Origin of the sequence: Photobacterium profundum (assembly GCF_003026285.1) — a bacterium.
In the GTDB taxonomy this organism is placed as follows: Bacteria; Pseudomonadota; Gammaproteobacteria; order Enterobacterales; family Vibrionaceae; genus Photobacterium; species Photobacterium profundum.
Map to the genome: position 1 here is coordinate 76,251 of NZ_PYOD01000001.1, position 26,923 is coordinate 103,173.

A 26,923-nucleotide genomic window follows, 5' to 3' on the forward strand; every position below is an offset into this window, starting at 1 on the left:
CTATACGTCCACTTTGCCAAGTAGGTAGCTATGATGTGCATGCACGTAGCTAATAATGGTTGCTTCATCGGCTAACGACTCTGGCATATCGAGTTCACTTTGCTCATTGATGCTGAAGGTGTAAATTTCCCCTTCAGAACGTACTAGCACTTCAGTTCCTTCGATATAGAAGCCTGCATTTGTGCTATTGGTAAAATCATCACGTAGGTTAAACAGAGTGAACTTATCTTTGTACGGTTTGCTGTCCCATGGGCAGAACTGGGCACAGTTACCACATTCATTACAGTAAGCATCGAGGTGTATTGTTTGGAACTGATCACGGAAGCCCGGAATAGGCAGAGAAATGTTTGCACGGTTAGGACATACGTCGACACACTTGCTACAAACATACGAGCACTCTAAGCAACGCTGAGATTCTTGTTGGATAAACGCTTCATGGTCATCAATTTCAAGCATATTAGCTTCAATCAGCTTGACTTGAATTTCCCCTTTACGGGCATAAACATCGTCCACTTTCACATCTGATTTCACGGCAATTAAGTCATCATTTTGAGCTTCTCGCGCAAGAATCGTTGTTGCAGCTTTACGTCCACCAGAAATGGCAGAAACAATGGATGATGGGCCTGTACTTGCATCGCCCATTAGGAATACATTCTCGACACTGGTTTCACCTGTTTCACTATTCACGACAGGCCAACCATCTTCGCCCATCGGAATACCAATACGGGTAAGTGCATCGCGATTGCTTTGCTCACCAACAGCGGTAATAAGCGCATCGACATGCAGCTCAACCGTTTCATCGGTTGCAACCGGACGACGGCGCCCTTTTTCATCAGGCTCACCCAACTTCATAACTCGGGCAACTACCGTACCGTCAGCATTAAACTCTTCTGGGTTAGTCAAGAACATGAACTTCACACCATCTTCAACGGCTTCGTCATATTCTTCTTTATAAGCAGGCATCTCAGCCAATGTGCGACGGTACAATACAGTGACAGTTTCAACACCATCGACTTGCAATGCCGCTCTTGCACTATCCATTGCTGTATTGCCTGCACCAACAACGGCAACATGCTTACCCAATGTATGCATTGGAGTGTGTTCAGAGCTAGCTGTAAATTCGCCATCATTAAAACTACGTAAGAACTCTAACGACTTGAACACATTGGTGTTATCACCCGTTAGCGACATAGGGTTGCCTTTATCTGCCCCTATACCCAAACATACATATTTAAAGCCACTCGATTTCAGTGTATCCACCGTCATATGCGGATTACAGCCGTATTCGATATTCACACCATGATCTTGCACAAAGTCGATATCATGTTGAATCACTTCGGCAGGAATACGGAATTGAGGAATGATATTTTTAACCACACCACCTGCATTATGTTCTTTCTCAAAAACCGTTACAGGATGACCCGCACGTGCCATAAAGTAGGCCGCAGATAAACCAGAAGGACCCGCACCAATCACAGCAACTGGGTGCTTTTCATTGTCTAAATCCGGTGCATGCCATTTGGCTTTATAGCCTTCCCAACCTTTTGCAAGGGCAACCTTTTTCATTTCACGAATGTTCAATGCACCTTCGTAATCACGACGGGTACAGTTGTACTGGCACTGGTGATCACAAATATGCCCTGTAATTGCAGGTAGCGCATTACGTGAATAAATCACTTCCAGCGCTTCGGTATACTGACTTAAACCCATCAAACGAATATATTCAGGAATGTCTTGGCTGATAGGACATGCAGTTACACAAGGCGCAACGTAACAGTCGGTTAATGGCAACGCTTTTTTCACACTGATTTCTTCTGGTCCACGCCATTCTTTTTGCGTGTATTCCGCCACTAAGGATTTAGCTGCCAAGGCTTCTAGTTTCACTAAATCAACTTTACCCATGCCCCATTCGCTGCTTGTTTCCAGCTCTTTGGCACAATCGGCTAAACGTAAATAACCACCAGGCTTCAGCAGATCGGTTGCCATCGTGATAGGACGAATACCCGTATCAAAAATCTCTTTGATATTGAATTTACTTGCGCCGCCAGAATATGAGATAGGCAAGGTACCATTAAATTCACGCGACAATTCAAGCGCGACGTTAATAGATAATGGAAATAAAGCACGGCCCGACATGTACATTTCTTTGTCTGGCAAGCGGCCTTTTTTGTTCAGCGTGCCTAAGGTATTAGTTAATTTAACACCAAAGCCAATGCCCTTTTCTTTACCTAAATCAACCAAACGGTGAAGCATGGCTTTCGCAGGTTCAATTTGTAAATCGTGACTAAATGATTCTTCACTTAAGGAAATATAATCAAAGCCAGCGTTATCCATAATGCTACGAACACGCGTATAACCAAGTAATGTTGGGTTTAATTTTACGAAGGTATTGATATTTTTATCAGCAATCATGTAACGACAAATTGCTTCGATTTCATTTGGTGGGCAACCGTGCATGGTCGATAACGTAACACCACGTGTTAGTTGAGTCGAAATACTGGCGGGTAAGCTCTCTAAACGTGAAAGACGGTGCTCAAAGCCGTAAGTTTTAATAAATGCAGGATCGCTAATGAAGGTTTTTAACTCTGCAACATACGCATGGAAATTCTCATGTTGGCTAGAATCGACCATATCATCGATATATTTCTGCATTGGAGCAGTTTCAATACCAGCCAAGTCATAACCAACGCTCATATTGAAAACAAATGACTTATCTTCCCCTTCTGTACGAGGGTCAAAGACTTCTTCCAGCAGGTGTAGCGCAATCCATGCTTTTAAGTATTCATCGTATGCTTTAACTAAAGTGAACTCGGTAGACCATTCCGTATTGAAGCACTCATCTTCTGCATCAATACACGGTTTTGCAATTTCTAACTGATCCAATTTTTGGACAGTTTTAAGCTCCATGAAACGTCCGCCCGCTAACCACGAACAAATAATATTTTGTGCCAACTGCGTGTGTGGACCGGCTGCTGGCCCTACGGGTGTTTCACAATGTTCGCCCCAAACGGATAAGCTTTTGGCATTATCTTTACGATAAAACTGCTTCGATGGGATTCCAAAAATGGACTTGCTCTCTTTGTATTCGCTAAACATACGATTGAGAAGCTCGCCAAATGGAACGGGACGCATGATGTCTCCCATGATAAATCTCCTTGATGCTGTTTCTTTTTGTTATTACAGCCAGCACATTTCGTCGTGCAATGCGTAGGGCTCAGAAAGTGAGATAAATGCATTGATTTACCTCGTAATGCATTCAATTGAGCAACTACTGAGCCAAACTTTTAAAACACGATAAATAAGAAGGAAATTCGTGACGAATGTCGAAAGAAAGGTAAAGAGTGTGATTAAGGTCAATAGACTGAATTTTCGGTTAATTAATAACAAAAACAGCCAATTGAGTATGATTCTTACTACGGGTTTAATTCCTATCAATTTAATAAATCGCTATCACTTTGATAATGGGAAAAATGATAGTGGAATGATTTATCATTGAAACAAGCCCTTGAGATAGAGCATAGCAGTAATGTTTGGTTGGATATCAAGAATACATAGGGCCTAAATTTCTTTAGGCCATTTTTTGGTGCTGATCGTAAGTGGTATTGCAAAACTTCGTAACTATTGCGCCAACTCAAAGGGGGATTACCGCTGGCTAAGTTATCGGTTTTTCAATACGTCTTACTTATAAAACGCTTTAACCGTTCCTTTTACCGTAACAATAAGCGGTTGACCGCGACGGTCTAATGCTTTGTGTGATGCGACTTTTACCCAACCTTCACTGATGCAATATTCTTCAACATCGAAACGCTCTTTACCATTAAGCAGAATACCAATTTCATGCTCGAAAACTTCTGCCACATGGTGCGGGCTACGAGGGTTACCCGCAAGGTGATCCGGTAATTCTGGGCGTGAGTTAGTATCGTTCATGTTTGTGACCTGTCGTAAATAAAAAGTGCGCTATTGTAGAGAATATAGGCCTAACGCTCAAGAGCTGCAGTAATAAATCGTATTAATACATTCATATGTATACGCCATCAGTGACTTGATTTCTTTTATAAAATTATATTTTTCAGTCAGAGCATCAAAACGCAACCAACTCGATGCCGTTTGATACAGGCAAGGTCAAAGGTATTATTTTCCGTTATAATGCCCTACTCGTTATATACCCTTCTTTAAGAGGTATTAAAATACCATGGATATCAATGGAACTTGTATCTCAACAACAATAGATGATCACGGCCCAATTTATGTTTACCAAACAAGAACCAGCCGGATCCTCAGCTTTGATGGGAAAATCTATCAAAGCTGCATGAAGCTAAATAATATTAATAGATTACACCTCAGCTACACCCAAGCCATGATGGCAGGTTTATTTTTTATCCCCACAGTAAAAACAGCCACCGTCATGGGGCTAGGCGCAGGCTCAATAACAAAGAACCTACTTAATAGTTTCTCCGAGTTGAACGTACACGCAATTGAATACCGTGAAGCAGTGGCGAAGATTGCCAAAGAGTATTTTTACTTACCCGATACTGATCGTCTCTTCCTTTATATAGACAATGCTGTGAACTACATGAAGAACAGCAATCTAAAAAGCGATATAATCTTTTCAGATCTATACAATTCAGAAGGCATGGAACCAAAACAAGTACAAGCATCCTACTTGCGTGATTGTAAAAATGCACTCAACAATCAAGGTGTTCTCGTGCTCAACATCTGCCATACGGCACTCAAGTTACGAGAAGGGCTAGATAAATTACTCGCAATCGAATTTAAAAACCGACTACTCAGTTTCGAAGTAGAAGGTGGAAATACGATCGTACTTGCCTTCAAAGACGATATCCCCTCGCTCAACAAAGAAGAACTGCTGACTAAAGGTAAATGGTTACAAGAGGAAATGAACATTCCGATGGAACGTTATGCCCAATTACTCGCGGATACACAAGATTTATGAGGGCAGCCACTTTTACTCGATGAAATATATTCCATAAGTGTTGAAACGTTATATAGATATAGAAGAAAGCAGAGACATTGAGCGATTAGACGCACTAACCAAAGTAAATAGAATCTGCGACTCTACGCTTTAGCGGATAAAAAAGCCTGCTACTTGAGCAGGCTTTTACGCCGTTCGGTTTGTACTATTTAGCGGCCTCTGCACTTACGCCTTTCAGGATTGTCGGGATTACCTGCTTAAGAGTGATGCCAAATGCACGAATTCCTTCCATCTCATCTTGGGCTGAGTTCATTGCGATAACAATACCAGTGCTCGGTTCGCCAACAGTAATCTGACCATGAATGCCAAAGAACGCGATAAACTTATGACCTTCAATGTTGAATACTCGGATCTGATCTTTATACCATGCGTCATTAGTGATCACTGTTTCCTTACCTAGAAGCCACGCTGAACGAACATCGTCATCACCTTCTAGCAAGTTATCGATGAACTTCTTCGGAATGATTTGTTCGCCCTTCAGGTTCTTACCTTCGTTAATAAGAACAAACATCATTCGGTTAACATCACGCGTCGTTATGTTAAGGCCACCAGAAGCTATCACCTCTCCGTCATTGTTCGACATCCACTTCGCATCATGTTCAAAGCCAACCTTAGACCAAATGTTTTCTTCAAACACATCTGACATAGTGTCGCCAGTTACTCGCTCAACAACTTTCGCCAGCATCTCTGTATTAGTACATTGGTAATCGTAATACTCACCAGCGCCATGATCATCTCTTTCGCCGACAAGAGAAGCAAAGTCTATAATGCCTTTAAGTTCAGGGTATTTGTTTTCACCATTCCAGTTTTGTACGTTGCTCATTCGGTCATCCCAAAGCAAGCCTTCAGAGAAGTTAATTTTGATTCCTGACCTCATATCAGCAACTTCCTGAACAGTTGCTCGACTAAATCCTTTTGACGCTTTAAGCTCAGGCAAGTAATCAGTGATTGGTTTACTCATATCAATCATCCCCTTAGCAGCAAAAATACTAGCAGTAAGAGACGTAAATGATTTAGTTACGGACATTTGTAGGTGAGTTGAATCTTTGCTAGTGCCATTCCAGTAATATTCGTCAATGAGCTTTCCGTCCTTCGTAATAACGACGGTTTCCATATTCAGTCTATCGCGCATCAAGATATCAAGACTTAGCGGTCCATCAAAGTCATTGCCTTGATAGCTTGCCAAATCGAATCCAACAGGGTTTTCAAGACGGTGAACATCATTTGAACGCGTAGATACCTCAACATGTGGAGTCATGCGGTATGCGTTCTTCATTATAAGCTTGCTGTTCTTGCCGTTGTCCCAGTTCTCTTGGGTGATACCAGCCTCGGCAATTACGCTAATAAAATTTTGGTCTGGTTTATGTACTTCTTTAGCCGCGAACGCAGAGCCAGAAACAATAGTTAATCCAATAAGTGCCGATAGAATTTGCTTTTTCATGTTGATCCTCCAAAAGGTTTAAAAGTAGTAAGAAACACCGCTAGTGGCCATGCAGTCAGTTGATCCTGCCTCACATGTAACGTAGGTATTAACTTGCGTTAAATCTCCTGGGTTTAGCTGCTTAATTTCGTCAGATGAAACAGAAGAAGACAAAGCAATCATAATGACCAGTGCTAGCTTCTCTTTCATTCGAAATCCCATTCAACTCCGCCTGAAAGTGCATTTCTTTCTTGCTCGATTATAGTTCGACATCGAACCATTGCAATGGATAAGATTAAACATCGTTATAAAATTAAGGTCTCATTCAGTATTATCGGTCGTAATTAAGTTTTTCTGGGAAGGATAAAAAAGATTCGTAGTCTTATCTTTTTATTGTAATTGGTGAAATAGTGATAACGGAGGTTTTTATGACGACTCAGGTTAGAAAGATTGGCAATAGTTTGGGAAACATCTATCTGCTGCTTTCATTCGTCAAATGGAATTATAAGAAGGCTCAGAACTGAATGTGTGATCAGAAGGGAACAAGGTAGTTATCGAGCCTGTTAAACTAAAAACTTAAGTTCTTGTCGCCCTTCCTGTCCTTTTACTTACGAACAGTAATCCATCGTAATCTGCATTATTAACATGTCATCAGCTCCTTTTTTGTGAGCAGCCGACTGTGCCCCTCTTCAAGCCCCTCTAGAGAAATGTTCCCCACAGAAGCTCGATGAAGCTCCAATACTTCGTTTTGAAAAAAACCAAACATTCGTTTAACTTGATGATACTTGCCTTCAACCAGTGAGAGCCTAGCTGTATACTCAGAGAGTATCTCTAAACAAGCAGGCTTAGTTGTAATGTCTTCATAACCAAAATAGATACCCTCTCGAAAAACAGCCACATACTCTTCCGTTAATGGCTTAGACAAAGTAACCTCATACACCTTTGCGAGCTTTGTCTCGGGTAAACTTATCTTGCGAGACCATGCCCCATCATTAGTCAATAACACCAATCCCGTTGTATTAAAATCTAAGCGCCCAACAATATGCAGTTCGTTCTTCTGAGGGTGCTGAATAAGGTCTAACACCGTAGAATGTTTTATGTCTTTCGTCGCGCTAACAACCCCCTTGGGTTTATTCAGCATGATATAAAGCGGATTATTATCTTGTAAGCAGTTACCATCTAATTCGACATAAGTGAATTTCGTCACTTTCTGCTGATTTGAATGTGCAACATGCCCATCCAAAAGGATCCGTTTTTGAGCAATTAAAAGGCGTGTATCTGAAATAGAAAAAGGACTATTCTGGCTAATAAAACGATCGAGTCTGTTGGTAGTAGATTTCATGAAATAACTATAATCACTGTTTGATATAAGATTCACCGATAAGGTAAGTCTGTTTTTTGGAAACTAATAAATTCACGCACAACCGTGTATCTATTTCTCTATTTTTAGTGCTGAAACTAAAGGCCCACTCGCTCTCCTGAAACATAACACCGCAACAACATGTGCGAACGCCTTAATTACCAGACCGATTATACTATGCCGGGTGTAATAAACATCGTATTGATTGCTTTGTATGTGTGTTCTTACTTAACCAATGCACTTTTAAGCACGAAATGATCATAGTGTGTGAAATTGAGGATAAATCGTAACTTGGTGAGAAAGCCCATCGAGCACACTGAAAATGTAAAGAAGTACACCGAGTTTAAGTGAAAAGCCGCCTACAGACGGCTTTATAGATAAAACCATATCTAAATCAAGTTACCGACTAAGCGCACCACACTCCATACCAAAAATGCCAAATAAAACGCATCATATGATGGTTTGTTATGTGATTACTCCGGTGCTGGCATACTTGTATTAATCATGTCGCGGTGCAACTTCCATTGGCCAACCTCTTTCTTCCAAATGACGAGGAACTTGCCCTTGTCCAACACTTTACCTCCCTCACCTTCAAGAATGTATCTACCAACTTCTGAGGCTGTATCACCGTACCCCTCCACTTCCAGAGCTTCTAACTTAATCACTTTTATGCCCATATCCATAAAAGCTTGAAATGTTGCCTGAATAGCCTCTCTACCCATAACAAAATCACCGTTAGGAGGAAGAAATTGCCCTTTTTCGGTATAGAGGGCCGCAATACCTTGCGCATCTCCTTGGCTGAACGTACTCATAAATTTTTCGTCTGCGGCCACGATAGCATCATAAACATCAATTGAATCTGTCATATTTATCGCCTTACTTTGCTCTATATCCATACTAATAATAAATAACTTAGAACAATACGAATTGTAGCTTACAGGCAATAATAGACGTCACCTCGTAATCGATACACGTGGTATTTCTAACTCTCTAGTCGTAAGCGCCGAACATAAGTGAGGAACGACTTAGAGCGTCGTTTCTGCCACCAGCTAACGATGTCGTCTGAAGTGACGAAATCTTGTTCATTTTCTGTCATGACTTCGCAATTCATTACTGATTCTATTAACTCTGGCATGATTTTGTTTTTCAGCCTTGCCTAGAGCCTAATAGATTATCACTGAAACGAGCAGCTTGAGGTAACTTGGAGCCCTAAAAAGAGCCTATCTAACTAATATTGTTGAAAAATGGCTCAAAATCCCATAACGGTAACTCATAAAAAACACCCATCACAATCTATGTATATATCAATACCAACACATACCCACAGCCAATACTATCGCCCGTCTTATACATTTATATAATACGGACAAGACATGAAACACCTCTTAATCGCAATATTTAGTATTACCCTATCGCTATCTACTTCAGCTGCAGTCTGTAATCAGCACCTAGATAAAGGTACACCAAATGATAGTGACCAAATTCTATGTCGAGATGGTTATGCCGCTGGGTATAACTACCAGAATAAAGTCTCTAATTGGGTTTCTTACCACATCACTAAAGAGAGTGTGAATGCTTTCTATAAGCGCTCTAACAGCTTTCGTATTGATAAAGACTTACCAGACGCTTTTCGTGCAACAAGCAGTGACTATTCAAAAACAGGTTATGACCGAGGCCACTTAGCGCCGTCTGGAACAATGGACTTCTCCCAAGTATCGATGCAAGAAAGCTTCTTAATGTCGAACATGGCACCACAACTACCAGGCTTTAACCGCGGGGGATGGAAAGGCCTTGAAGAAAAAGTACGTGAATGGGCCAATACTTACAGCGAGCTTTATGTTGTATCCGGTCCTATTTGGGATGGTAATGAAACGTATATTGGTAACGGTGTCTACATCCCCAATCGTTTCTATAAAGTCATTCTCGATCCAAACTACAATGATGCAATTGCATTCATTCTTCCACACCGAAAAATATCTTCTTCTGAATTACCCTCTTTCATTACAACTGTTGATGAAGTTGAAGAAATTACACAACTCGATTTCTTCAGCGACCTACCAGACGGTGTTGAAAATGAAATTGAAGCTCAAGCTTGGGATATGTGGTAATTCCAACTAACAACACTCTTAAGGCGACAATGCTGCTAACAAACCCACAATAATGGTTGCCCAATCTTGCAGTAAGAACGCCCCAAAGAAAGCCAACCCTTCACAACCAATTAATTTTAAATATATTTACTTGGATTTACATTGATAAGGTTGATAAACAGCAAACATTTAATGCCGGGCATTAAGGCATAATAACCCGTAAATTGTCTGTCATATTGGGCTGCGAGGCTGTTACTCAAGGGCGGTAGCATGCTCATAAAAAGATGCAATATGAATCCCCCCTCTATTCCGCTATGTCTAAAGATATAGCGATCACAGAGCGCATACATCCCAATTCAGGATGGATATGTGATCTAGGATGGTTGAATAATATGTTATGTAATTTAGGAGTATTCAAGAAATGATGGAATCAAACGTTTTTGAGCGTAAAGATCCTTTCGCTACACAAATTAGTTCAAGGCTTTATAACTTAACCATAGGTGCAGTTCTATGCTGGGGTTTTGGTATTAACTGGCTAATGGTATCTAGTATTTCAGTTGACTCGATACTATCGGTATCTCCTTGGGTGTTTCTATTGGGTTATTTCGCAAGTTGTTTTTTTGGAGTTTATTTATTTAGTAAATCAGAAAATCCATTAATCAGCTTTATTGGCTACAACTTTGTTGTTGTACCATTCGGACTAATTATTAATATTGTGGTTTCTAGTTATGATCCCGATTTAGTACTAGAAGCTATAAAAGTAACAGGTTTGGTTACGGCTTGCATGATGCTTCTTGGAACGTTATTTCCAAGATTTTTCGCTCGCATTTCGGGGGCGTTAACCATAGCGTTACTTGTTGTCATATTGGTAGAACTGTTCCAAATTTTTGTATTAGGTATCCACCAAGAATGGATAGACTGGGCTGTTGTTTTAATCTTTTGTGGTTACATTGGTTATGACTGGGGACGTGCAAATCAAATCCCTAAAACGTTAGATAATGCAGTAGATAGTGCGGCAGCACTCTATATGGATATCATCAACTTGTTCCTAAGAATCGTACGTATTATGGGGCGTAAGTAATAATTTACATAAAAGAATCAAGATGATTCATTACATTCTGCAGTTTTGGTATAGATCTTAGTAAAGCATTAAGTATCAATCGAGTTATTAATTTACTATGTTTAATAAAATGAGATTTAAAATGAAAATAAGCTTTATTCTACCTTCATTGATGATTCTTTCTGGATGTACGTCATTACCACCTGATACAAATGAAAGGTTGGGACAGTTCACGGCTGCGTCTTCATACAATATTCGAAATTTAGAATATGAGAAATCAGAAGGTACAGCGTCACATGTTGAAGGCAAAGTTTGTTATAAAGTTAATCTATATACTCTAGCTTACATGGAAGGGCCTAAAGATAATCTATTACAAAGGGCAATGGATAATGCCATTAGAAATGGTCAAGATAATGGCTTAGAAGGTGACCTGTTAGCCAGCCTACTAATTTAGCTAACCCTGGTTAACAGGTATAACGCTCTGACGGATTCTTATCCGACAGATATTTCACAAACAACAAATGAAAACCGACAGGTAATTCCTTCCACGATAGCCAATTGCTCCTCGAGGCTTAGTACAGCCTTGCCACCTTGTGATGGTTTGTAATTAATTCCCTTGAGATTAAACTTGGCCAACAAACGTTCAATATTCATACCCTCCCCCTAATATTTCTTGCTCACTGCAATATTATCCTTAGGCATTTTAGCGGTAGCTTTCCCAGTTGAATTCAACCCAGTGCGCTTAGCTTGTTTTAAGCAGATCGATCAACTAACGAAGTCGTCTGAAGTGACGAAATCTTGTTCATTTTCTGTTATGACTTCGCAATTCATTACTGATTCTATTAACTCTGGCATGATTTTGTCTTTCAGCCTTGCCTCTTCAAGGGTTGCTGCGAGATACTGCACATATTGGGTATCGCAATGATTACAAAACGATTAACGACACCGCTACCCATTTGTTATCAATTGAAGGTTTAGGCACGCTCTCTGAATTAAAAGAGCTGCTTAATACTGCTAAGCTGTTTATGTAAGACGTGTATGTTGTAATGTGCATATAAAAGTATGTACATATACACATGAATATAATTAGTGCTTACAAACAGTACATTATTTGTAAGCCATTCGAATCACACTAAATAGACGTTAAGTGATTCTAATGGCGTCAGGGTATTATGATGAAAAAAGACAATACGCCAACACTCTATTGGATTGATTATGAAACCTTCGGGGCAACACCAGCTACCGATCGCGCATGTCAATTTGCAGGTGTTCGTACAGATATGGATTTCAACATTATCGGTGAGCCACTGGTAATTTACTGTAAGCCTCCTGTTGACTACTTACCGTCACCAGAAGCCTGTTTAATAACAGGTATCACGCCACAAGAGGCACAAGAAAAAGGGCTATCTGAACCAGAGTTTATCGCCCAAATTCATGCAGAGTTATCTAAACCTAATACCTGCGTTATTGGTTATAACAATGTGCGCTTTGATGATGAAGTAACACGCTATACCCTTTACCGTAATTTCTATGACCCATACGCATGGGGCTGGCAGAATGGTAACTCGCGTTGGGATTTGCTTGATATTATGCGTACCTGTTATGCCCTTCGCCCTGAAGGTGTAAACTGGCCGAATAATGATGAAGGTTTGCCAAGCTTTAAGCTAGAACACTTGTCTGTTGCGAATGGCATTGAACATGCGAACGCACACGATGCAATGGCCGATGTGTATGCAACCATTGAGTTAGCTAAAATACTAAAAACGAATCAGCCAAAGTTATTTAACTACCTGTTTGATTTACGTCATAAGCGTAAGCTGCAAGAGTTAGTTGATATTGTGAACTTAACGCCTTTAGTGCATGTTTCTGGCATGTTTGGCGTGGGGTGTGGCAATACAAGCTGGATAGTGCCTATGGCATGGCATCCTGATAACAAAAATGCCGTTATTACGGTTAACCTTGCGCAAGATCCTACGCCGTTGATCGAGCTCGATGCCGATCAAATACGTGAGCGTATGTACACCAAGCGCAGTGAGCTGAAACCAGACGAGTTACCAATACCAGTAAAATTGGTTCACTTAAATAAATGCCCTGTTCTTGCCCCAGCGAAAACATTAAAAGCAGAAGATGCCAATCGTATTGGTATTGATCGCGCTCAATGTTTAAAAAATCTGCAAATTCTAAAAGAGCACCCAGAAATACGAGAAAAACTGGTGGCTATTTTTGCGGTTCAGCGTGAATACAAAGAAAATACCGATGTCGATTCGATGTTATATGATGGTTTTTTCTCTAATTCTGATCGCTCTTCTATCGATATTATTCGCGAATCGACACCTGAAGCACTGGCTGAAATTCAGCTTAACGTTGAAGATAAGCGCATTAAGCCGCTATTGTTCCGTTACCGTGCACGTAATTTCCCGCTGACATTGAATTACGAAGAACAGCAAAAATGGAAGCACCACTGCCAAGACTTCTTTCAAGATAATTTACCCGCTTACATGGAAAATTTTGAAGCCGTGGCGACAGAAAACCAATCAAATGAACATAAAATGAAAATACTGAAAGCGCTGTATGACTATATCAACAACAGTGTTAGCTAAATCAGTTATTTTATTTTGTTAAACAAAAAGATTGAGCTTCATATTAGTCACTGAAATATGAACGATTATCTTCTCAAATAGAATAAGCCTATTAGCCTTTACGGTTAATGGGCTTTTTTTTGAGACAATATCTCACTTGCTAAGTTTGAACTTCACTCAAATAGCAACAACACTTAAGCAGAGGAAAAGCGTTTACACCTAGCAGATTTAATCCAAAATCACTCAATAACATCGTTGCGTTCAATCTTGTGGTAGACAACGTTTATCACATTCCATTTTAATTCTAATAAGTGATGACTATGACAACGAAAGCCCTAACCCGCTGTTACCGTTTTCATGATGTTGATTTTGAGCCGGATCTCAATTTATTAGTATGGCATGATGAAACTGAAACTCGTCTCACACTGCATGAATCGCGCTTGTTAGAAGTCTTATGTTATTTCTCTGGTGAGGTCATAACATCTCAAACCTTGTTTGATAAAACATTTGTACAGTTGGGACCTGATACAGAAAATGTACACGATCAATTTGATTTAAACTCACTCTTTATTGCTCTTAATAAAAAGCTAACACACAATAATGCGATGGCAATCCCTATTCAGGTTGTGCCTAAATACGGTTTTCGAGTACCTCTTCCTGAAAAAACGTGTCGGCTATTTCATACATTTAAAGAACCAAAGCAAGACGTTGATCCGACTCCCCACAAAGAAGAAACACCTGTATCTACGACGGAAAATATTGTTAAAAATAACATTGTTCATAAAGTGTCAGTTATTCTAATGGCAGTTGCTGGCATCATGTTATACCTCGCGTCTGAACTATAACTCTTCCTATTTGGCTCACCTGCATAATTACCGCTAAGATCAACGTAATTGAATAGTAAATCATGGCATTAAATGTGGCGCAGATCACAAATTAATTGTATGATGAATCTGTTATTTGGCGTATTTGAAGGGTTTATGAAATACATTCGCTCATTCGCGATCATCTTTGCTTGTCTTTTTCTCGGTAAAGGCATTCAAGCGTTAACCGGAGTTGCTATTCCCGGCAGTATTATCGGCATGCTTATTCTTTTCGCCGTACTTTCTATGGGGCTTATTCCTTCGCACTGGGCAAAAGAGGGCTGCCATCTGCTTATTCGCCACATGGCGCTGTTGTTCGTGCCTGTCGGTGTCGGGCTTATGGATTATCTCGATCTTATCAGTATGAATACCCTTCCCATTTTGCTTAGTACATTAGGCAGTAGTTTGGTTGTATTAATTGTTATTGGTGTCGCTACGCACCATAAGGAAAAATAATGATCTGGCTTCTTATCACTCTGATCGTTTTTTATCTTGCACGTCTTATATCTAAACGATTACAACACCCTATTGTGAACCCACTTCTTATTTGCCTTGTCATTATTATCCCTTTGCTGTTGTGGCTGAATGTGCCCTATACAGAATATATGGCACAAAATAAGTGGCTGAATTATTTACTAGAGCCTGCTGTCGTTGCGTTGGCATTTCCGCTTTACGAACAACTGTCGCAAATACGCCAAAAGTGGAAAATCATTTTATCTGTCTGTTTAGTTGGTAGTCTTCTGTCGATGATTGTGGGCGCCAGTATTGCCCTATCAATGGGGGCTTCACCTGAATTAACAGCCAGCATTTTACCTAAATCAGTTACAACACCGATTGCGATGGCTGTGGCTGATCAAATTGGTGGTGTGCCTGCGATTGCTGCAATTATGGTGATTATTGCGGGGCTATTTGGTGCTGTATTCGGGTATCCATTATTTAAGCTATTTGGCATACAAGCTCCTATTGCAAAGGGGTTAACAATGGGTACGGTTTCTCACGCATTGGGTACAGCGAAAGCAGCAGAAGAAAACCATCAAGAAGGCGCGTTCAGTTCATTAGCTTTGGTTATTTGCGGTGTCTTCACATCGATATTGGCACCAGTTGTCTACCCAATCATTTTAATGATGTTTGGTTATTGAAAAATGATAGGAAAAAGCAGCAAGATGCATGCAATCGCATACATTTATAAGTTATTGATAATTGGTAGTGTGATTTTTAAAACACGTGTGACGCCACTCGCATTAATGTATGGAGTGAAACAAGAATTACCATAACGTGACTCAGATCACGCATAATTTAAAATTGCTCGCCTACAATGTTTCTCCATCAACTAAACGGAGTAACACCTCATGCATGCTAAGATCATGGATGCTTTAGGTTCCTTACCCTCTGATCTAGCATCAGCGGTAAAGCCTATATTTGAAGATGCTAATTTTGATGCAACAATAAGTCCCGAACAATTCACCACACTGCTTTCAACAACCCACATGACAGACAGTGAATTACGTGTTGCCCTTCTTCCTATCGCTGCTGCTTACTCCGTTGCTCCTATTTCTAATTTCTTTGTCGGTGCCATTGTTCGTGGTGAATCTGGTCGTTTGTATTTCGGTGCAAATATGGAATTTGTCGGCGCATCGCTTTCTCAGACTATTCATGCTGAACAGTCTGCTATTAGCCATGCGTGGATAAAAGGCGAAACGGGCATCACTGATATTACAATTAACTACAGCCCATGTGGCCACTGTCGTCAGTTCATGAACGAACTGACAACAGCAAAGACGTTAATTGTTCAATTACCCGAGCGTGAAGAACAAACGTTACAACAGTATTTACCTGAATCGTTTGGCCCTGCAGATCTGAATATTACCGATGCACTGCTAGGTACAATTGACCACGGTATTACGATTAAAGAAACAGACGAATTTGTTGCTATTGCTTGTAAAGCGGCGAATGGTTCACATGCGCCCTACACCAAGAATTACAGCGGTGTTGCATTGAAAGCGACTGACGGTAAAGTGTTCATTGGTAAGTATGCTGAAAACGCAGCCTTCAACCCTAGCCTTCCACCATTGCAAGTTGCCTTGGTTAATATGAATATGGCAGGTTATGCGTTAACTGATATTGCAGAAGCTGCATTAGTTGAAAAAGCAGACAGCACCATTAGCCATCTTTCAGATACGCAAACAACACTTGAAGCATTGAATCCTGATATTCCTCTTACTTATGTAGCGGCATAATATCTCTACCCACCAGCATCTGATGGATAGCGTTCATTTTAAGTACCACAAAGAAGCCGCTTTTTAGTGGCTTTTTCTTTTAGAATCAGTGCCAATCAACTCACTGCTGTACCAATCAGAAGGAGTTCGGAGTATTATCCGACTTCATTATTCTTATTAGTCTCATTCCATGTCTCACAAACACAATCCAATTCAAGGCGCGAGCTGGATGCTAACCGCTGGCTTAGCATTTGCACTTGTAAATAGCTTGGCACAGTACTTGAGCGTTAAACTGAATTTACCCTCAACAACCGTTGGTTTTATCCAATATTTTATTGCTTTGATTGCAATGCTTCCGTGGTTAAAAAGTTTGGGGTTACGACACGCTTTACGTACCGAGCATTTCGGGCAGCATTGCTTTCGGGTTTTCCTGTCGGTTATTGGTATTCAGTTGTGGCTGTGGGCTCTCGCTTATCCTGTGCCTATTTGGCAAGGTATCGCGTTACTGATGACATCACCGTTGTTCGCCACCATTGGATCTGGTTTATTCCTCAAAGAAAAAGTCGGCACAGCGCGTTGGGTGGCAACATTAGCAGGCTTTATTGGCGCGATGATCATTCTAGAACCTTGGGGAGATTCCTTTAACTGGGCGTCGCTATTACCGATAGGTGCCGCTTTCTTTTGGGCAAGCTATTCACTCATGGTTAAGAAATTATCGGTTTATGATTCACCGACTACCATGGTGGTTTATCTTTTAATTTTGATTACCCCGTTTAATCTATTTTTGGCATTGCCAACATTCACCGTTCCCGATCAAAACCTGACTTGGATATTGCTTGCGGCGGCTGGTTTGTTAACAGCATTGGCACAGTGGGCAATCGCGAAGGCTTATGCAGCCGCTGATGCCTCTTTTGTTCAGCCTTTTGATCACGCCAAATTACCATTAAACGTATTCGCTGGTTGGGTTGTATTTGGTTGGGCTCCTCCTGGTCGCCTATGGTTAGGTGCAGCTATTATTGTCGCGTCTGTAGCCTTTATTACGCATTGGGAAAACCGTAAAAAGCGTTAACCTGACACCCGTTACTACTGATAGCATTTAACGCCACTGTCATACTTTTGTATTTGATTATTTAATGCAGAAATTAATAGCAGTGGCGTTATTCGATCTTGTCTTTAGCCATAACCATTCTGCTTTACCAAACTACTTCACTATTCTGATTATTTCTACGTTCTCTCGTCTTTACTGCTATAACGCCTCATCACTGACACATCGAATTAAACAGTACTGTCTATACTGTTCAGAACACATTTTTACATCCACATTCACAATATTACAGTGAAATGCTTTTCCACACATTTTGATTCAAGGAAAAGAGAATGAAACGTATATCTCTTAGCTCAGTTCTAGTTGGTTTGATCTCATTAGTTGTATCGCTTACCGCGCATGCAGAACAGTTCATTACTATTGGTACAGGCGGCGTTACAGGTGTGTATTACCCAACAGGCGGTGCAATCTGTCGCTTGGTGAATAAAGACCGTAAAACCCACGGTATACGCTGCTCTGTCGAAAGTACGGGGGGCTCTATCTATAACATCAATACTATTCGAGCAGGTGAACTTGATTTAGCCATCGCGCAATCAGATTGGCAACATCATGCGTATAACGGCACAAGCCTATTTGAAGAAAAAGGCCCTTTTAAGTCATTACGCTCCGTATTTTCTCTTCATGCTGAACCTTTTACCGTTGTCGCAAGAGCTGACTCTGGCATTAAGACCTTTGATGATTTGAAAGGAAAGCGCGTCAACATTGGTAACCCAGGCTCAGGGCAACGAGGTACGATGGAAGTCTTAATGAAAGCCAAAGGCTGGACAATGAAAGACTTTAAATTAGTGTCTGAATTGAAAGCATCTGAACAATCCAAAGCATTATGTGATAACAAAATCGATGCCATGATTTACACCGTTGGGCACCCTAGCGGCGCCATTAAAGAAGCCACAACATCTTGCAGTAGTGTGATTGTTGAAGTTGCAGGACCTGTCATCGATAAGTTAGTCGATGAAAATGCGTTCTATCGTATTGTTACCATTCCTGGCGGCATGTACATGGGTTCAGAGAATGGTGTAAAAACATTTGGTGTCGGCGCGACTTTCGTAAGTTCAACTCAAGTCGATAACAATGTGATTTATGCAGTTACACAGTCTGTTTTTGATAATTTTAATGAGTTTAAGAGATTACATCCGGCTTTCAGTGGCTTGAAAAAAGAAGAAATGATTAATGATGGATTAACAGCACCGCTGCACGATGGGGCTAAAAAATACTTTATCGAGGTCGGTTTACTCGCGGAATAGTGAGCTAACTAAATGATTGGTAATAAATGTGTGAATACATTTCAGGACGAGACACATTAAACAAAAAGGGCTAGCCACATATTACTGGTTAGCCCTTTTTTATGCATTTTTATATAGCTGCCACTTCGTTTTAAATTGATTTAAAAACGGACACGAAAACCAAGCGCTGCTTCTAATTCAAGGTCTACATCTTCAACAACATACAGAGTTGGACCTAATTCACCGTAGAACTCAAAACTATTCACTGGTAGCTCAAAACCAACACCTGAACGCACACCCACTTTATCGTGTTTGTTATCGACGTATTGTGCACCAACAAAGGTATATAAATTATTTAAATCCGAATTTTTTGACAAAGAGCCAAGGTTGAACGTTTTATCAACTGCCAGCCCGAAGTCATCAATGCCAAGCGAAAAGCGCAAATCATTATGCTTATATTGAATACCAGACATTGGGCTACCTAAAAAGACGCCAATGGCTTGTGCCGCATGGGCTGAAAATGGAACAACAAAGAATAGTGCTAACCCTAAGAAATACTTTTTCATTTTGTACTGCCTACTTTGTGTTTGATAGAACAACTAAAATCGCAACGCTGTTGTTACAATAAGTAAAACATAACAATTTATATTAGTTACATCGTCACTTAATGTGTAGGTGTATACACCCCTACTGGCCTCTACTGGCCTCTACTGGCCTCTACTGGCCTCTACTGGCCTCTAGTGGGCGGAAGTAATCTAACCAAAAAGTTCCCTAAACACGATGCTTTAAACAAGAACTGACACAACGTTGACAGGAAAATGCGCTTATCAATACGTTAAGTACGCTTTTACTTCACCATTCACACTTAATTCAGACTTACCCAATACAACATTGTATTTTTATTACCCATGCGTTCTAACCGTTCAATATATCAACAAAAACAACAAAGCAAACGTTTGCGTCATTATTGAAATCAGTTATCATTTACCCAGTATCAATACTCATCGTAAGGAAATTCAATGTTTGGTTCAGCAACGCGTTCTGATGCAACCCGTGTGTTACTTCTTGGTTCTGGTGAATTAGGTAAAGAAGTGGCGATTGAATGTCAACGTTTAGGCTTAGAGGTTGTCGCCGTTGATCGTTATGATAATGCACCAGCAATGCAAGTTGCTCATCGTAGCCATGTTATCGACATGCTGGATGGCGATGCACTTAGAAAATTGATTGAATTAGAGCAGCCACACTACGTTGTTCCTGAAATTGAAGCCATTGCAACAGACACTCTCGTCTCGCTTGAAGCTGAGGGAGTGAATATTGTTCCTACAGCAAATGCGACTAAGCTAACCATGAATCGTGAAGGCATTCGTCGTTTAGCGGCTGAAGACTTACAGATTCCTACTTCTCCTTTTGAATTCGCCGATCAATATAATGATTTTGTCGCAGCAGTAGAACACGTAGGCACACCGTGTGTTGTTAAACCTATTATGAGTTCTTCAGGTAAAGGCCAGAGTGTGATTAAAACACCTGCCGATATCGAAGCATCGTGGCAGTACGCACAAGAAGGCGGCCGGGCGGGTACTGGCCGCGTTGTAGTTGAAGGCTTTATAAAGTTCGATTACGAAATTACGTTGCTTACAATTCGCGCTGTTGATGGCGTGCATTTCTGTGCCCCGATTGGTCATCGCCAAGAAGATGGTGATTACCGTGAATCATGGCAGCCACAACAGATGTCAGATGAAGCACTAAAAGCCGCGCAAGATGTTGCTGAAAAAGTAGTTAATGCTCTGGGTGGTTATGGGCTGTTCGGCGTAGAACTGTTTGTGCGTGGAAATGAAGTGCTGTTTAATGAAGTATCACCTCGCCCGCATGATACGGGAATGGTTACGTTGATCTCTCAAGATCTGTCTGAATTTGCATTACACGTTCGTGCGTTTTTAGGCTTACCGATTCAACAAATCATTCAGTATGGCCCAGCGGCTTCTGCTGTTATTTTAGGTAATGGTATTTCAAGCAACATTCGCTTCGATAACTTAACCTCAGCACTATCTCGTCCACAGACTCAGGTGCGCCTGTTTGGCAAGCCAGAAATTAACGGGCGTCGTCGCCTTGGTGTTGCGTTAACGCGTCGTGAGGATACCAACCAGGCTGTTTCTGACGCTATTAATGCAGCAGAAGACGTTAAAGTTATTTATTAATCCCATTTTATTCTCTCTACCACTGAATAGACTGGTGGCAACGCCACTTACATATCTACAGTAGAGTACAAATAAACGGATAATAACAACAGAGGCGAAGCTCTATCATAGTGCTTCGCCTCTTTTCATTCTGCTACTTTTAACTCAATAAACGTCGTACTTGAAAAACCAATGTTAAACGACTTCAATCAACCATGCTTCTTCAGCAAAATGGCTCAATCCATTTTTACGTCGTGGGTGTGTTTCATCTTTTTCATCGCGCGCTAACAGCGTGATGTTACAACCATCAAATAAACGGTGTACCTCATCACTCATCACAGAGAACGGAGGACCATTTAATTGCTCTTGTGGGTAATCTAATGTTACCAACAAAATGCGACCGCCTTTTTTCACTAACGACAATAAACGCTCAACATACATTTCACGCATATTCTTTGGCATCGCAATTAATGCGGCACGATCGTAGACCACATCAACAGGATCAATACGCACTGAAAAGTAATCACCACAATGAATGGTGATCTCATCAAATGCATACACACTTTCATGGCCAATCGAAGTTACCATTGGTGTATACAAGTGTTCAGCAAAAAAAGATCTTACTGCGATATCACTCAGTTCAATACCAATTACGTTATTATGTTTTTGGGCTAACCAAACCAGATCAACAGACTTCCCACACATAGGCACAAGCACACGATCGTCGCGTGTTGCTTTAAGCATTGGCCAATATTGCGTTAATACCGGGTTAGTATCGTCAAGGTGAAAGCCAATACGATTTTCTGCCCAGCGGCTATGCCAAAATTCTGCGTCCATTTTTAATCCTGTTCTAAAGCTGACTTAGCCGTAGTTGACCACAAAACATGTGCTGGATCTACTCTATCTAGAGTAAAACAGTGTCTGATTATTTTTTGTAATTTTAGAACGCAAAAAGGGATGCCGAAGCATCCCTTTTTGTCGATTTAGCTTCCTGTCAGTAAAGCTAAATCCATAATCTATTCTTCAATTTCACTTTGGAGTGATTATTGAATCAACGATCGAAACTATACAGATTAAGAAACTCTGAATAGTTTAATCGAATCACGACGAACAGTTACGCCGCGGAAAGTAACAGGCTCTAGCAATGTCATAAGCTGCTTAGAAACAAAAAACTTACCGCTGTAGCTACGATCGCCACCTCGATTTACCCAATCAGCAAATTCATCTGCAAGATTGAACATAGAGTTCCCAACAAGCAATACAAGTACTTTAGCTACTTCACTGTCATTATGTCGATTGAACTCAGCGTCACGAACTTTTTTACGATATTCGTCGACAATTCTTTCAAGGCACTCAAATCTGCTCATTACACACCACCACAAAAAACGAGGAGCGGATACTACTGCTCAAACCCACTGAGATCAACCCATCAAGCAAGGATTCTTGCTACTAATAGCGTTATTTTTGCATGTTGATAACATGTTACTCAAAATGTGACATATATATCACGTTTTAAGATCAAGTTTTGGGCTGAAAAACCATTTGTTGCATTTTAAATATCACTTTGTTCGAGTAAAATATTCGCTTGATCTTGTATCGGTTCTATCGCTAGAACTAAGGGTAACAATATGCATTCAGACTCTAAAAACATCTTAGTGGGCTCTCTCAGAAGCGAATTTAAAACTGTCCAGCTAATGACAAATATTTACTGCACAGCACACCACCAGTACCACAAGATCGCTCAGCACGCAGTATCTAGTCCAAATGCACTTAAGCCAAACGGCAAACTGTGTGAACAATGTGCCGACTTTCTTGAATATGCACTTCTGCGATTAGATCGCTGTCCTTATGGCGAAAACAAACCAACATGTCGTCAATGCCCTATTCACTGCTATAAGCCAGAATACAAAGCAATGTCGCAAAAAATAATGCGCTACGCAGGACCAAGAATGTTATTCACACACCCTATATTTGCTATTAAGCACCTTTTAGCAGAGAGACGCCCAGTTCCAATGAAACCGACGGCGGGTGCCTCTAATCGACATAAACGAAAGCACGCTAGCCGTAACAAATAGCGACTTACAATTAGCACCAGTAATTAACGATAAAAGTCGACAACTTGAATTTTTGATACGTCGTTATCAGCAGCCAAATCCATGCTGAAGCTGTTTTCACCTAATACTTTTACTGTTGAGCCCATTCTACCCGTCACACTCACGCCTTCAATCTTGCTGAAGGTCTTGTCATCGTTGTAATGCATGGTAACAACAACGTTCGTTTCAATATTCGATGACAAGTCAAAAATACAAATTCCTGTCGGGCAATATACATCTAGTGTCGTTTGATCAGAAGCAACCGACATTTTGTCCACATTTTTAATCTGTGCAGCAGTGAGCTGTAACTCATCACCACAGCCAGATAGCATTAATAGTGAAGCGACAACAACACTGCCTAAAAAAAATTGCTTCATATCTATCCTCTTAGATTTGTATTTATAATTACGACGTCTTTATTATCAATAAAGAAACTCATTGATAACGATGACTAAAACACCCTGCGTATTCTACGGGAATATCAAAATAAATAGTCACAATTGTGTAAATTTTTTCGCGTCTCATTAACCACATATAAAGTATGTCAATAATCTTATTTTTGTGAACTCGATTCCATTTATCACACCTAAACTCATTGAGTGACAGCTTAGCTAGGCAGCAATGTATTCATCATTTTTTAATGGGTAAACCTATGGATATTAGAAATGCTCGATACTTTTTAATTAAAAACGAATTCAAACCAATTCAACATCAGGCTTTATGGTTATTTCCCCTATTCAATTTCATCCGATCTTTTTTTATCTTTATAGTATTACTATCACCCTTCCACATTCATGCACAAGACGGCCTGTATAAATGGCAAAAGCCACATAAGCCACTAACAGAAGAACAAATAACAGAGAGTAGTCCTTTTTATCCATCACGTGCCACCACTGATGGTCGCCAGCTAACACCTGATATGTTTGAAAATCCTGAAGTCTGTAAAGGGTGTCACAGTGAAATATATCAGCAGTGGGAAAAGTCAGCCATGGCCTACTCGTGGGACGATCCAATTTATCAAGCGCTATTTCTACGTGCGAGTAAAGCCACTGATGGCCAAGTTGATAATTTTTGTATTGCTTGCCACAGCCCAATAGGCATGACAAGCATGAACGCTTCTGCGGCAATGCTCGAAACGAACACCGATTTGCCAGGGGTTAACTGCGAAGTGTGCCATAACATTACCGGTATAACGGGTAATGACAACGCAGCGTATATTTTATCGCCAAATAGAGATAAACATGTAAAATTGGGGCCGCGTACCGATGCAAGCTCGCCTTACCATAAAACTGAATATTCAGATCTTCATACTCGCTCAGAATTCTGCTCGACTTGCCATAATGTTTCTCACCCTTTCAACAGTACACCGATAGAGCGTACTTACGATGAATGGCAAGAAAGTGCTTATAACGAACAAGGCATACAATGCCAAGATTGCCATATGACACCAGGACCAGGGCAACACGATAATCCAGGTAAATCAGCCATTATGGGAAAAGAGCGTAAACACATTTATTCCCATGAATTCACTGGGGGCAATTCAACGCTACAGCAATACTTTAATAATCCAGACAGTGCCGAACTTTCGCGTGCCATGCTAAGATCGGCGGCAACCATTGAGTTTATTGATTTACCTGACTCATTCATACCAGGTGAGCTTATTACGATAAAAGTCAAAGTGGCCAATGTGGGTGCCGGTCATAAACTGCCTACCGGTTTTCCTGAAGGCCGTGAGGTGTGGGTTGATTTTAATGTTAAGACAGACATTCAACCCTCAATATACCGTTCTGGTGCCGTTGTCGATGGACACACAGAAAAAGGGACACGTAACTTCAAAGTCACGCTAGGTGATGCCAATGGCAATGTGGTTGATCTCAATGTATGGGAAGTTGATCGGATTTTATCTGATACGCGTATTCAACCAAATGGCTATTCAATCGTCGATTACACTTTTCAAATACCAGAAGATATTTCAGGTATTGTTACCTTATATGCTCAGCTCAATTACTGGCCATTCCCTCAAAAAATTGTGGATGAATTACTGGGTAAAGATAAATTAAAAGTCGATATCGTTAATATGACGTCGGCAAGAGCAGTATTGCCAATTGCTAATGCTGAACAGACAATTGCAATGAAGCCATAATCACAATCAGCGTACATATTAAAGAGCACCCTCTGTTATTTATAATAACAAAGGGTGTTTTTCTATTGCTGCATTAATAATGAGTCACTAATAGTTAGTGGCTTGTTGCTAATTCTTTTTCTGCTTCTAATTTTTCTAACTCTTCGCCTTTGCGAATAAGTTTTGCTATCACTTTAGACAGTACCAAAGTGACGAAAACCATCAAGAATGCAAATACTGCTAATGTATAGAAATAGTTAGTATAAACATTCTCTATAATTTCTTGGGTTAGTACTTGATCTTTTGGTAGTGCTATTTTTGTTGATATTACCGCCGCTACAATACCACTTAACGACAATGCTACAGCTCGCAACCCCATCGAGAATGCAGATAGATAGCGAGGCACCATTTCAAAAATAAACCCAGCACCCAATGCGCCAACAATTAACTCAGCAAACGATTGGAAGAAATTCACCCATAAAATCCAGTCTGCAGAAATTTTTCCGTTTTCATTCACAAAACCAGTTGATAAACCCAACAAGGCAAACGCAATCGCGGTAAAGCCAAAGGCTGCTGCAAACTTAGTTGGAATCGTCGGTGAATACCCCTTTTTATCCATCCAACCATAGATATAAATAGCAGGACCACCCAGTACAAAACACCATAATGGATTAAACGCTACATTGGATTCAGGACGAATAGGTATAAACCCTAAAAGCTGATCACCCATTAAGTTAATCGCATAAATGTTCATCGAAGTGAGCATTTGACCGTAATAGAAATAAAACACCATGAAGATGAAAATCATGATTAATACACAACACATCTTATATCTGTACGCGATAGTCGCCTTGGTAATTTCATAAATAAAATACAAAATAACCAGTACACCTAACCCATAAAGCAAATATTTACCTTCATCTAAGTTCGCAAAGATCCAATACACTAAGCGCAGCATTATGGCTGAACCGACAATAAAACCAGCCCACACTTTCATGCTTACAGGGCGTTTATCGAGATCATTACCCGCTTCAACTAACTCTTTACGAAAAGTGAAAAACAGAACTAATGTGAGCATCATCAAGAACGATGAAATAAAGAAGTTACCTTGATAGGCAAGATACGCAACAAGAAATGGAAATAGATATTGCGATAAAAAAGAGCCCAGATTATTGATTGAATAGTTAATTGTTAAGCCTTGCTGGAAAGACTCACGGTTTGTAGCAGAATATGAATTACCGAACAGTACAGTCGGACAAGTTGCAGACAACCCTCTCGAATAACCAATTAACGCAATAGCAAAAATACTCATTGGTATATTAAGCTGTGATGCACCGATTCCAAGTAAGAAGAAACCAATCGTATAAGTGGTATAACCAATATAGACAGCACGGAACGAACCAATATATCGGTCAGCAACAAAACCACCAACAGCCGAGAATACTGGCCCTACGGCACCAAAAGCACCCAGCATCATAATAGTATCAGCTTCACTGTAGTTCAGCTCAAACAAGAAATATTTTGTTAATAATACATATGTACCGTAGAAAGCAGCCCCCCACAAAAACTGCCTAAGGATTAAAATTCTAGCTGTGTGTGGGAATCTAGCATTTGCATCTTGCATATCA

The 26,923-nt window shown here is 40.5% G+C and carries 26 protein-coding genes; 14 read left to right on the top strand and 12 right to left on the bottom strand.

From position 1 onward, the window contains the following. Both ygfK and C9J48_RS00300 read right to left on the bottom strand, forming a co-directional pair. Positions 1–3,144: a putative selenate reductase subunit YgfK gene (gene ygfK / locus C9J48_RS00290; protein WP_006231704.1), complete on the bottom strand. Its 3,144-nt coding sequence runs from the start codon at positions 3,142–3,144 to the stop codon at positions 1–3. Positions 3,145–3,678: 534 nt separating this feature from the next. Further along, on the bottom strand, positions 3,679–3,927 hold the full coding sequence (locus C9J48_RS00300) for a DUF3297 family protein (protein WP_006231703.1): 249 nt from the start codon (positions 3,925–3,927) through the stop codon (positions 3,679–3,681). Positions 3,928–4,192: 265 nt separating this feature from the next. Between C9J48_RS00300 and C9J48_RS00305 the strand changes: the two genes are divergently transcribed. Further along, complete coding sequence (locus tag C9J48_RS00305) at positions 4,193–4,954, top strand: spermidine synthase (RefSeq protein ID WP_006231702.1); 762 nt, start codon at positions 4,193–4,195, stop codon at positions 4,952–4,954. Between the two features lie 184 nt (positions 4,955–5,138). Here C9J48_RS00305 and C9J48_RS00310 read toward each other — a convergent pair whose 3' ends face one another. From C9J48_RS00310 to C9J48_RS00325, 4 genes are all read right to left on the bottom strand, one after another. Next, the gene (locus C9J48_RS00310; protein WP_006231701.1) at positions 5,139–6,434 is read right to left on the bottom strand and encodes a serine hydrolase domain-containing protein; all 1,296 of its coding nucleotides are present in this window, start codon (positions 6,432–6,434) and stop codon (positions 5,139–5,141) included. A gap of 18 nt (positions 6,435–6,452) precedes the next feature. Continuing rightward, positions 6,453–6,623, bottom strand: a complete 171-nt coding sequence (locus C9J48_RS00315) for a phage tail assembly protein (protein ID WP_006231700.1) — start codon at positions 6,621–6,623, stop codon at positions 6,453–6,455. 430 nt (positions 6,624–7,053) lie between these two features. Further along, positions 7,054–7,755, bottom strand: a complete 702-nt coding sequence (locus C9J48_RS00320) for a pseudouridine synthase (RefSeq protein WP_107281012.1) — start codon at positions 7,753–7,755, stop codon at positions 7,054–7,056. 491 nt (positions 7,756–8,246) lie between these two features. Beyond that, on the bottom strand, positions 8,247–8,639 hold the full coding sequence (locus C9J48_RS00325; protein ID WP_006231681.1) for a YybH family protein: 393 nt from the start codon (positions 8,637–8,639) through the stop codon (positions 8,247–8,249). A 507-nt stretch (positions 8,640–9,146) separates the two neighbouring features. On the opposite strand from C9J48_RS00325, the gene C9J48_RS00330 reads away from it, so the two are divergent. The 3 genes from C9J48_RS00330 to C9J48_RS00340 all read left to right on the top strand — a co-directional run bounded on the left by C9J48_RS00330 (position 9,147) and on the right by C9J48_RS00340 (position 11,374). Next, positions 9,147–9,881, top strand: coding sequence for a DNA/RNA non-specific endonuclease (locus C9J48_RS00330; RefSeq protein ID WP_006231682.1), 735 nt, complete (start codon positions 9,147–9,149; stop codon positions 9,879–9,881). Between the two features lie 400 nt (positions 9,882–10,281). Beyond that, positions 10,282–10,941 carry a Bax inhibitor-1 family protein gene (locus C9J48_RS00335; protein ID WP_006231683.1) on the top strand — a complete coding sequence of 220 codons (660 nt, stop codon included), beginning with the start codon at positions 10,282–10,284 and terminating at the stop codon, positions 10,939–10,941. Between the two features lie 121 nt (positions 10,942–11,062). Next, positions 11,063–11,374, top strand: coding sequence for a hypothetical protein (locus C9J48_RS00340; protein ID WP_006231684.1), 312 nt, complete (start codon positions 11,063–11,065; stop codon positions 11,372–11,374). A 38-nt stretch (positions 11,375–11,412) separates the two neighbouring features. Here C9J48_RS00340 and C9J48_RS27760 read toward each other — a convergent pair whose 3' ends face one another. Then, entirely contained in the window at positions 11,413–11,574 is a 162-nt protein-coding gene (locus tag C9J48_RS27760; protein WP_006231685.1) for a hypothetical protein, read from the bottom strand. Between the two features lie 521 nt (positions 11,575–12,095). Here C9J48_RS27760 and sbcB point away from each other — a divergent pair. The 7 genes from sbcB (at position 12,096) to C9J48_RS00375 (ending at position 18,927) form a co-directional block, all read left to right on the top strand. After that, positions 12,096–13,520 (top strand): exodeoxyribonuclease I, encoded by a 1,425-nt coding sequence (sbcB, locus tag C9J48_RS00345; RefSeq protein ID WP_006231686.1) that lies wholly within the window; start codon positions 12,096–12,098, stop codon positions 13,518–13,520. Positions 13,521–13,819: 299 nt separating this feature from the next. Then, complete coding sequence (locus C9J48_RS00350; protein ID WP_006231687.1) at positions 13,820–14,344, top strand: winged helix-turn-helix domain-containing protein; 525 nt, start codon at positions 13,820–13,822, stop codon at positions 14,342–14,344. A gap of 135 nt (positions 14,345–14,479) precedes the next feature. Then, on the top strand, positions 14,480–14,818 hold the full coding sequence (locus C9J48_RS00355) for a CidA/LrgA family protein (RefSeq protein ID WP_036803637.1): 339 nt from the start codon (positions 14,480–14,482) through the stop codon (positions 14,816–14,818). Between the two features lie 2 nt (positions 14,819–14,820). Next, positions 14,821–15,501, top strand: a complete 681-nt coding sequence (locus C9J48_RS00360; RefSeq protein WP_207383108.1) for a CidB/LrgB family autolysis modulator — start codon at positions 14,821–14,823, stop codon at positions 15,499–15,501. 210 nt (positions 15,502–15,711) lie between these two features. Continuing rightward, positions 15,712–16,599: a cytidine deaminase gene (cdd, locus tag C9J48_RS00365; protein ID WP_006231691.1), complete on the top strand. Its 888-nt coding sequence runs from the start codon at positions 15,712–15,714 to the stop codon at positions 16,597–16,599. A gap of 169 nt (positions 16,600–16,768) precedes the next feature. Next, entirely contained in the window at positions 16,769–17,647 is an 879-nt protein-coding gene (locus tag C9J48_RS00370) for a DMT family transporter (protein ID WP_006231692.1), read from the top strand. 308 nt (positions 17,648–17,955) lie between these two features. Continuing rightward, positions 17,956–18,927, top strand: coding sequence for a TAXI family TRAP transporter solute-binding subunit (locus tag C9J48_RS00375; RefSeq protein WP_006231693.1), 972 nt, complete (start codon positions 17,956–17,958; stop codon positions 18,925–18,927). Positions 18,928–19,067: 140 nt separating this feature from the next. Here C9J48_RS00375 and C9J48_RS00380 read toward each other — a convergent pair whose 3' ends face one another. Next, positions 19,068–19,472, bottom strand: coding sequence for a hypothetical protein (locus C9J48_RS00380; protein WP_006231694.1), 405 nt, complete (start codon positions 19,470–19,472; stop codon positions 19,068–19,070). A 453-nt stretch (positions 19,473–19,925) separates the two neighbouring features. Here C9J48_RS00380 and purT point away from each other — a divergent pair, with 453 nt between their 5' ends. Continuing rightward, positions 19,926–21,101 (top strand): formate-dependent phosphoribosylglycinamide formyltransferase, encoded by a 1,176-nt coding sequence (gene purT / locus C9J48_RS00385; RefSeq protein WP_006231695.1) that lies wholly within the window; start codon positions 19,926–19,928, stop codon positions 21,099–21,101. 174 nt (positions 21,102–21,275) lie between these two features. Here purT and C9J48_RS00390 read toward each other — a convergent pair whose 3' ends face one another. Beyond that, on the bottom strand, positions 21,276–21,917 hold the full coding sequence (locus tag C9J48_RS00390; RefSeq protein WP_006231696.1) for a thiopurine S-methyltransferase: 642 nt from the start codon (positions 21,915–21,917) through the stop codon (positions 21,276–21,278). Between the two features lie 236 nt (positions 21,918–22,153). Next, a complete protein-coding gene (locus tag C9J48_RS00395; protein WP_006231697.1) occupies positions 22,154–22,447 on the bottom strand; it encodes a hypothetical protein in 294 nt (97 codons plus the stop codon). Positions 22,448–22,708: 261 nt separating this feature from the next. Between C9J48_RS00395 and C9J48_RS00400 the strand changes: the two genes are divergently transcribed. Further along, positions 22,709–23,155, top strand: coding sequence for a nitrous oxide-stimulated promoter family protein (locus C9J48_RS00400; RefSeq protein WP_107281013.1), 447 nt, complete (start codon positions 22,709–22,711; stop codon positions 23,153–23,155). Positions 23,156–23,178: 23 nt separating this feature from the next. On the opposite strand, the gene C9J48_RS00405 is transcribed toward C9J48_RS00400, so the two are convergent. Continuing rightward, the gene (locus C9J48_RS00405; RefSeq protein ID WP_107281014.1) at positions 23,179–23,550 is read right to left on the bottom strand and encodes a spore gernimation protein; all 372 of its coding nucleotides are present in this window, start codon (positions 23,548–23,550) and stop codon (positions 23,179–23,181) included. Positions 23,551–23,825: 275 nt separating this feature from the next. Between C9J48_RS00405 and C9J48_RS00410 the strand changes: the two genes are divergently transcribed. Continuing rightward, the gene (locus C9J48_RS00410; protein WP_107281015.1) at positions 23,826–25,316 is read left to right on the top strand and encodes a multiheme c-type cytochrome; all 1,491 of its coding nucleotides are present in this window, start codon (positions 23,826–23,828) and stop codon (positions 25,314–25,316) included. A 94-nt stretch (positions 25,317–25,410) separates the two neighbouring features. Here the strand turns inward: C9J48_RS00410 and C9J48_RS00415 are convergent, their stop codons facing one another. Next, positions 25,411–26,919, bottom strand: coding sequence for a peptide MFS transporter (locus C9J48_RS00415; RefSeq protein WP_006231678.1), 1,509 nt, complete (start codon positions 26,917–26,919; stop codon positions 25,411–25,413). Between the last annotated feature and the right edge of the window lie 4 nt (positions 26,920–26,923).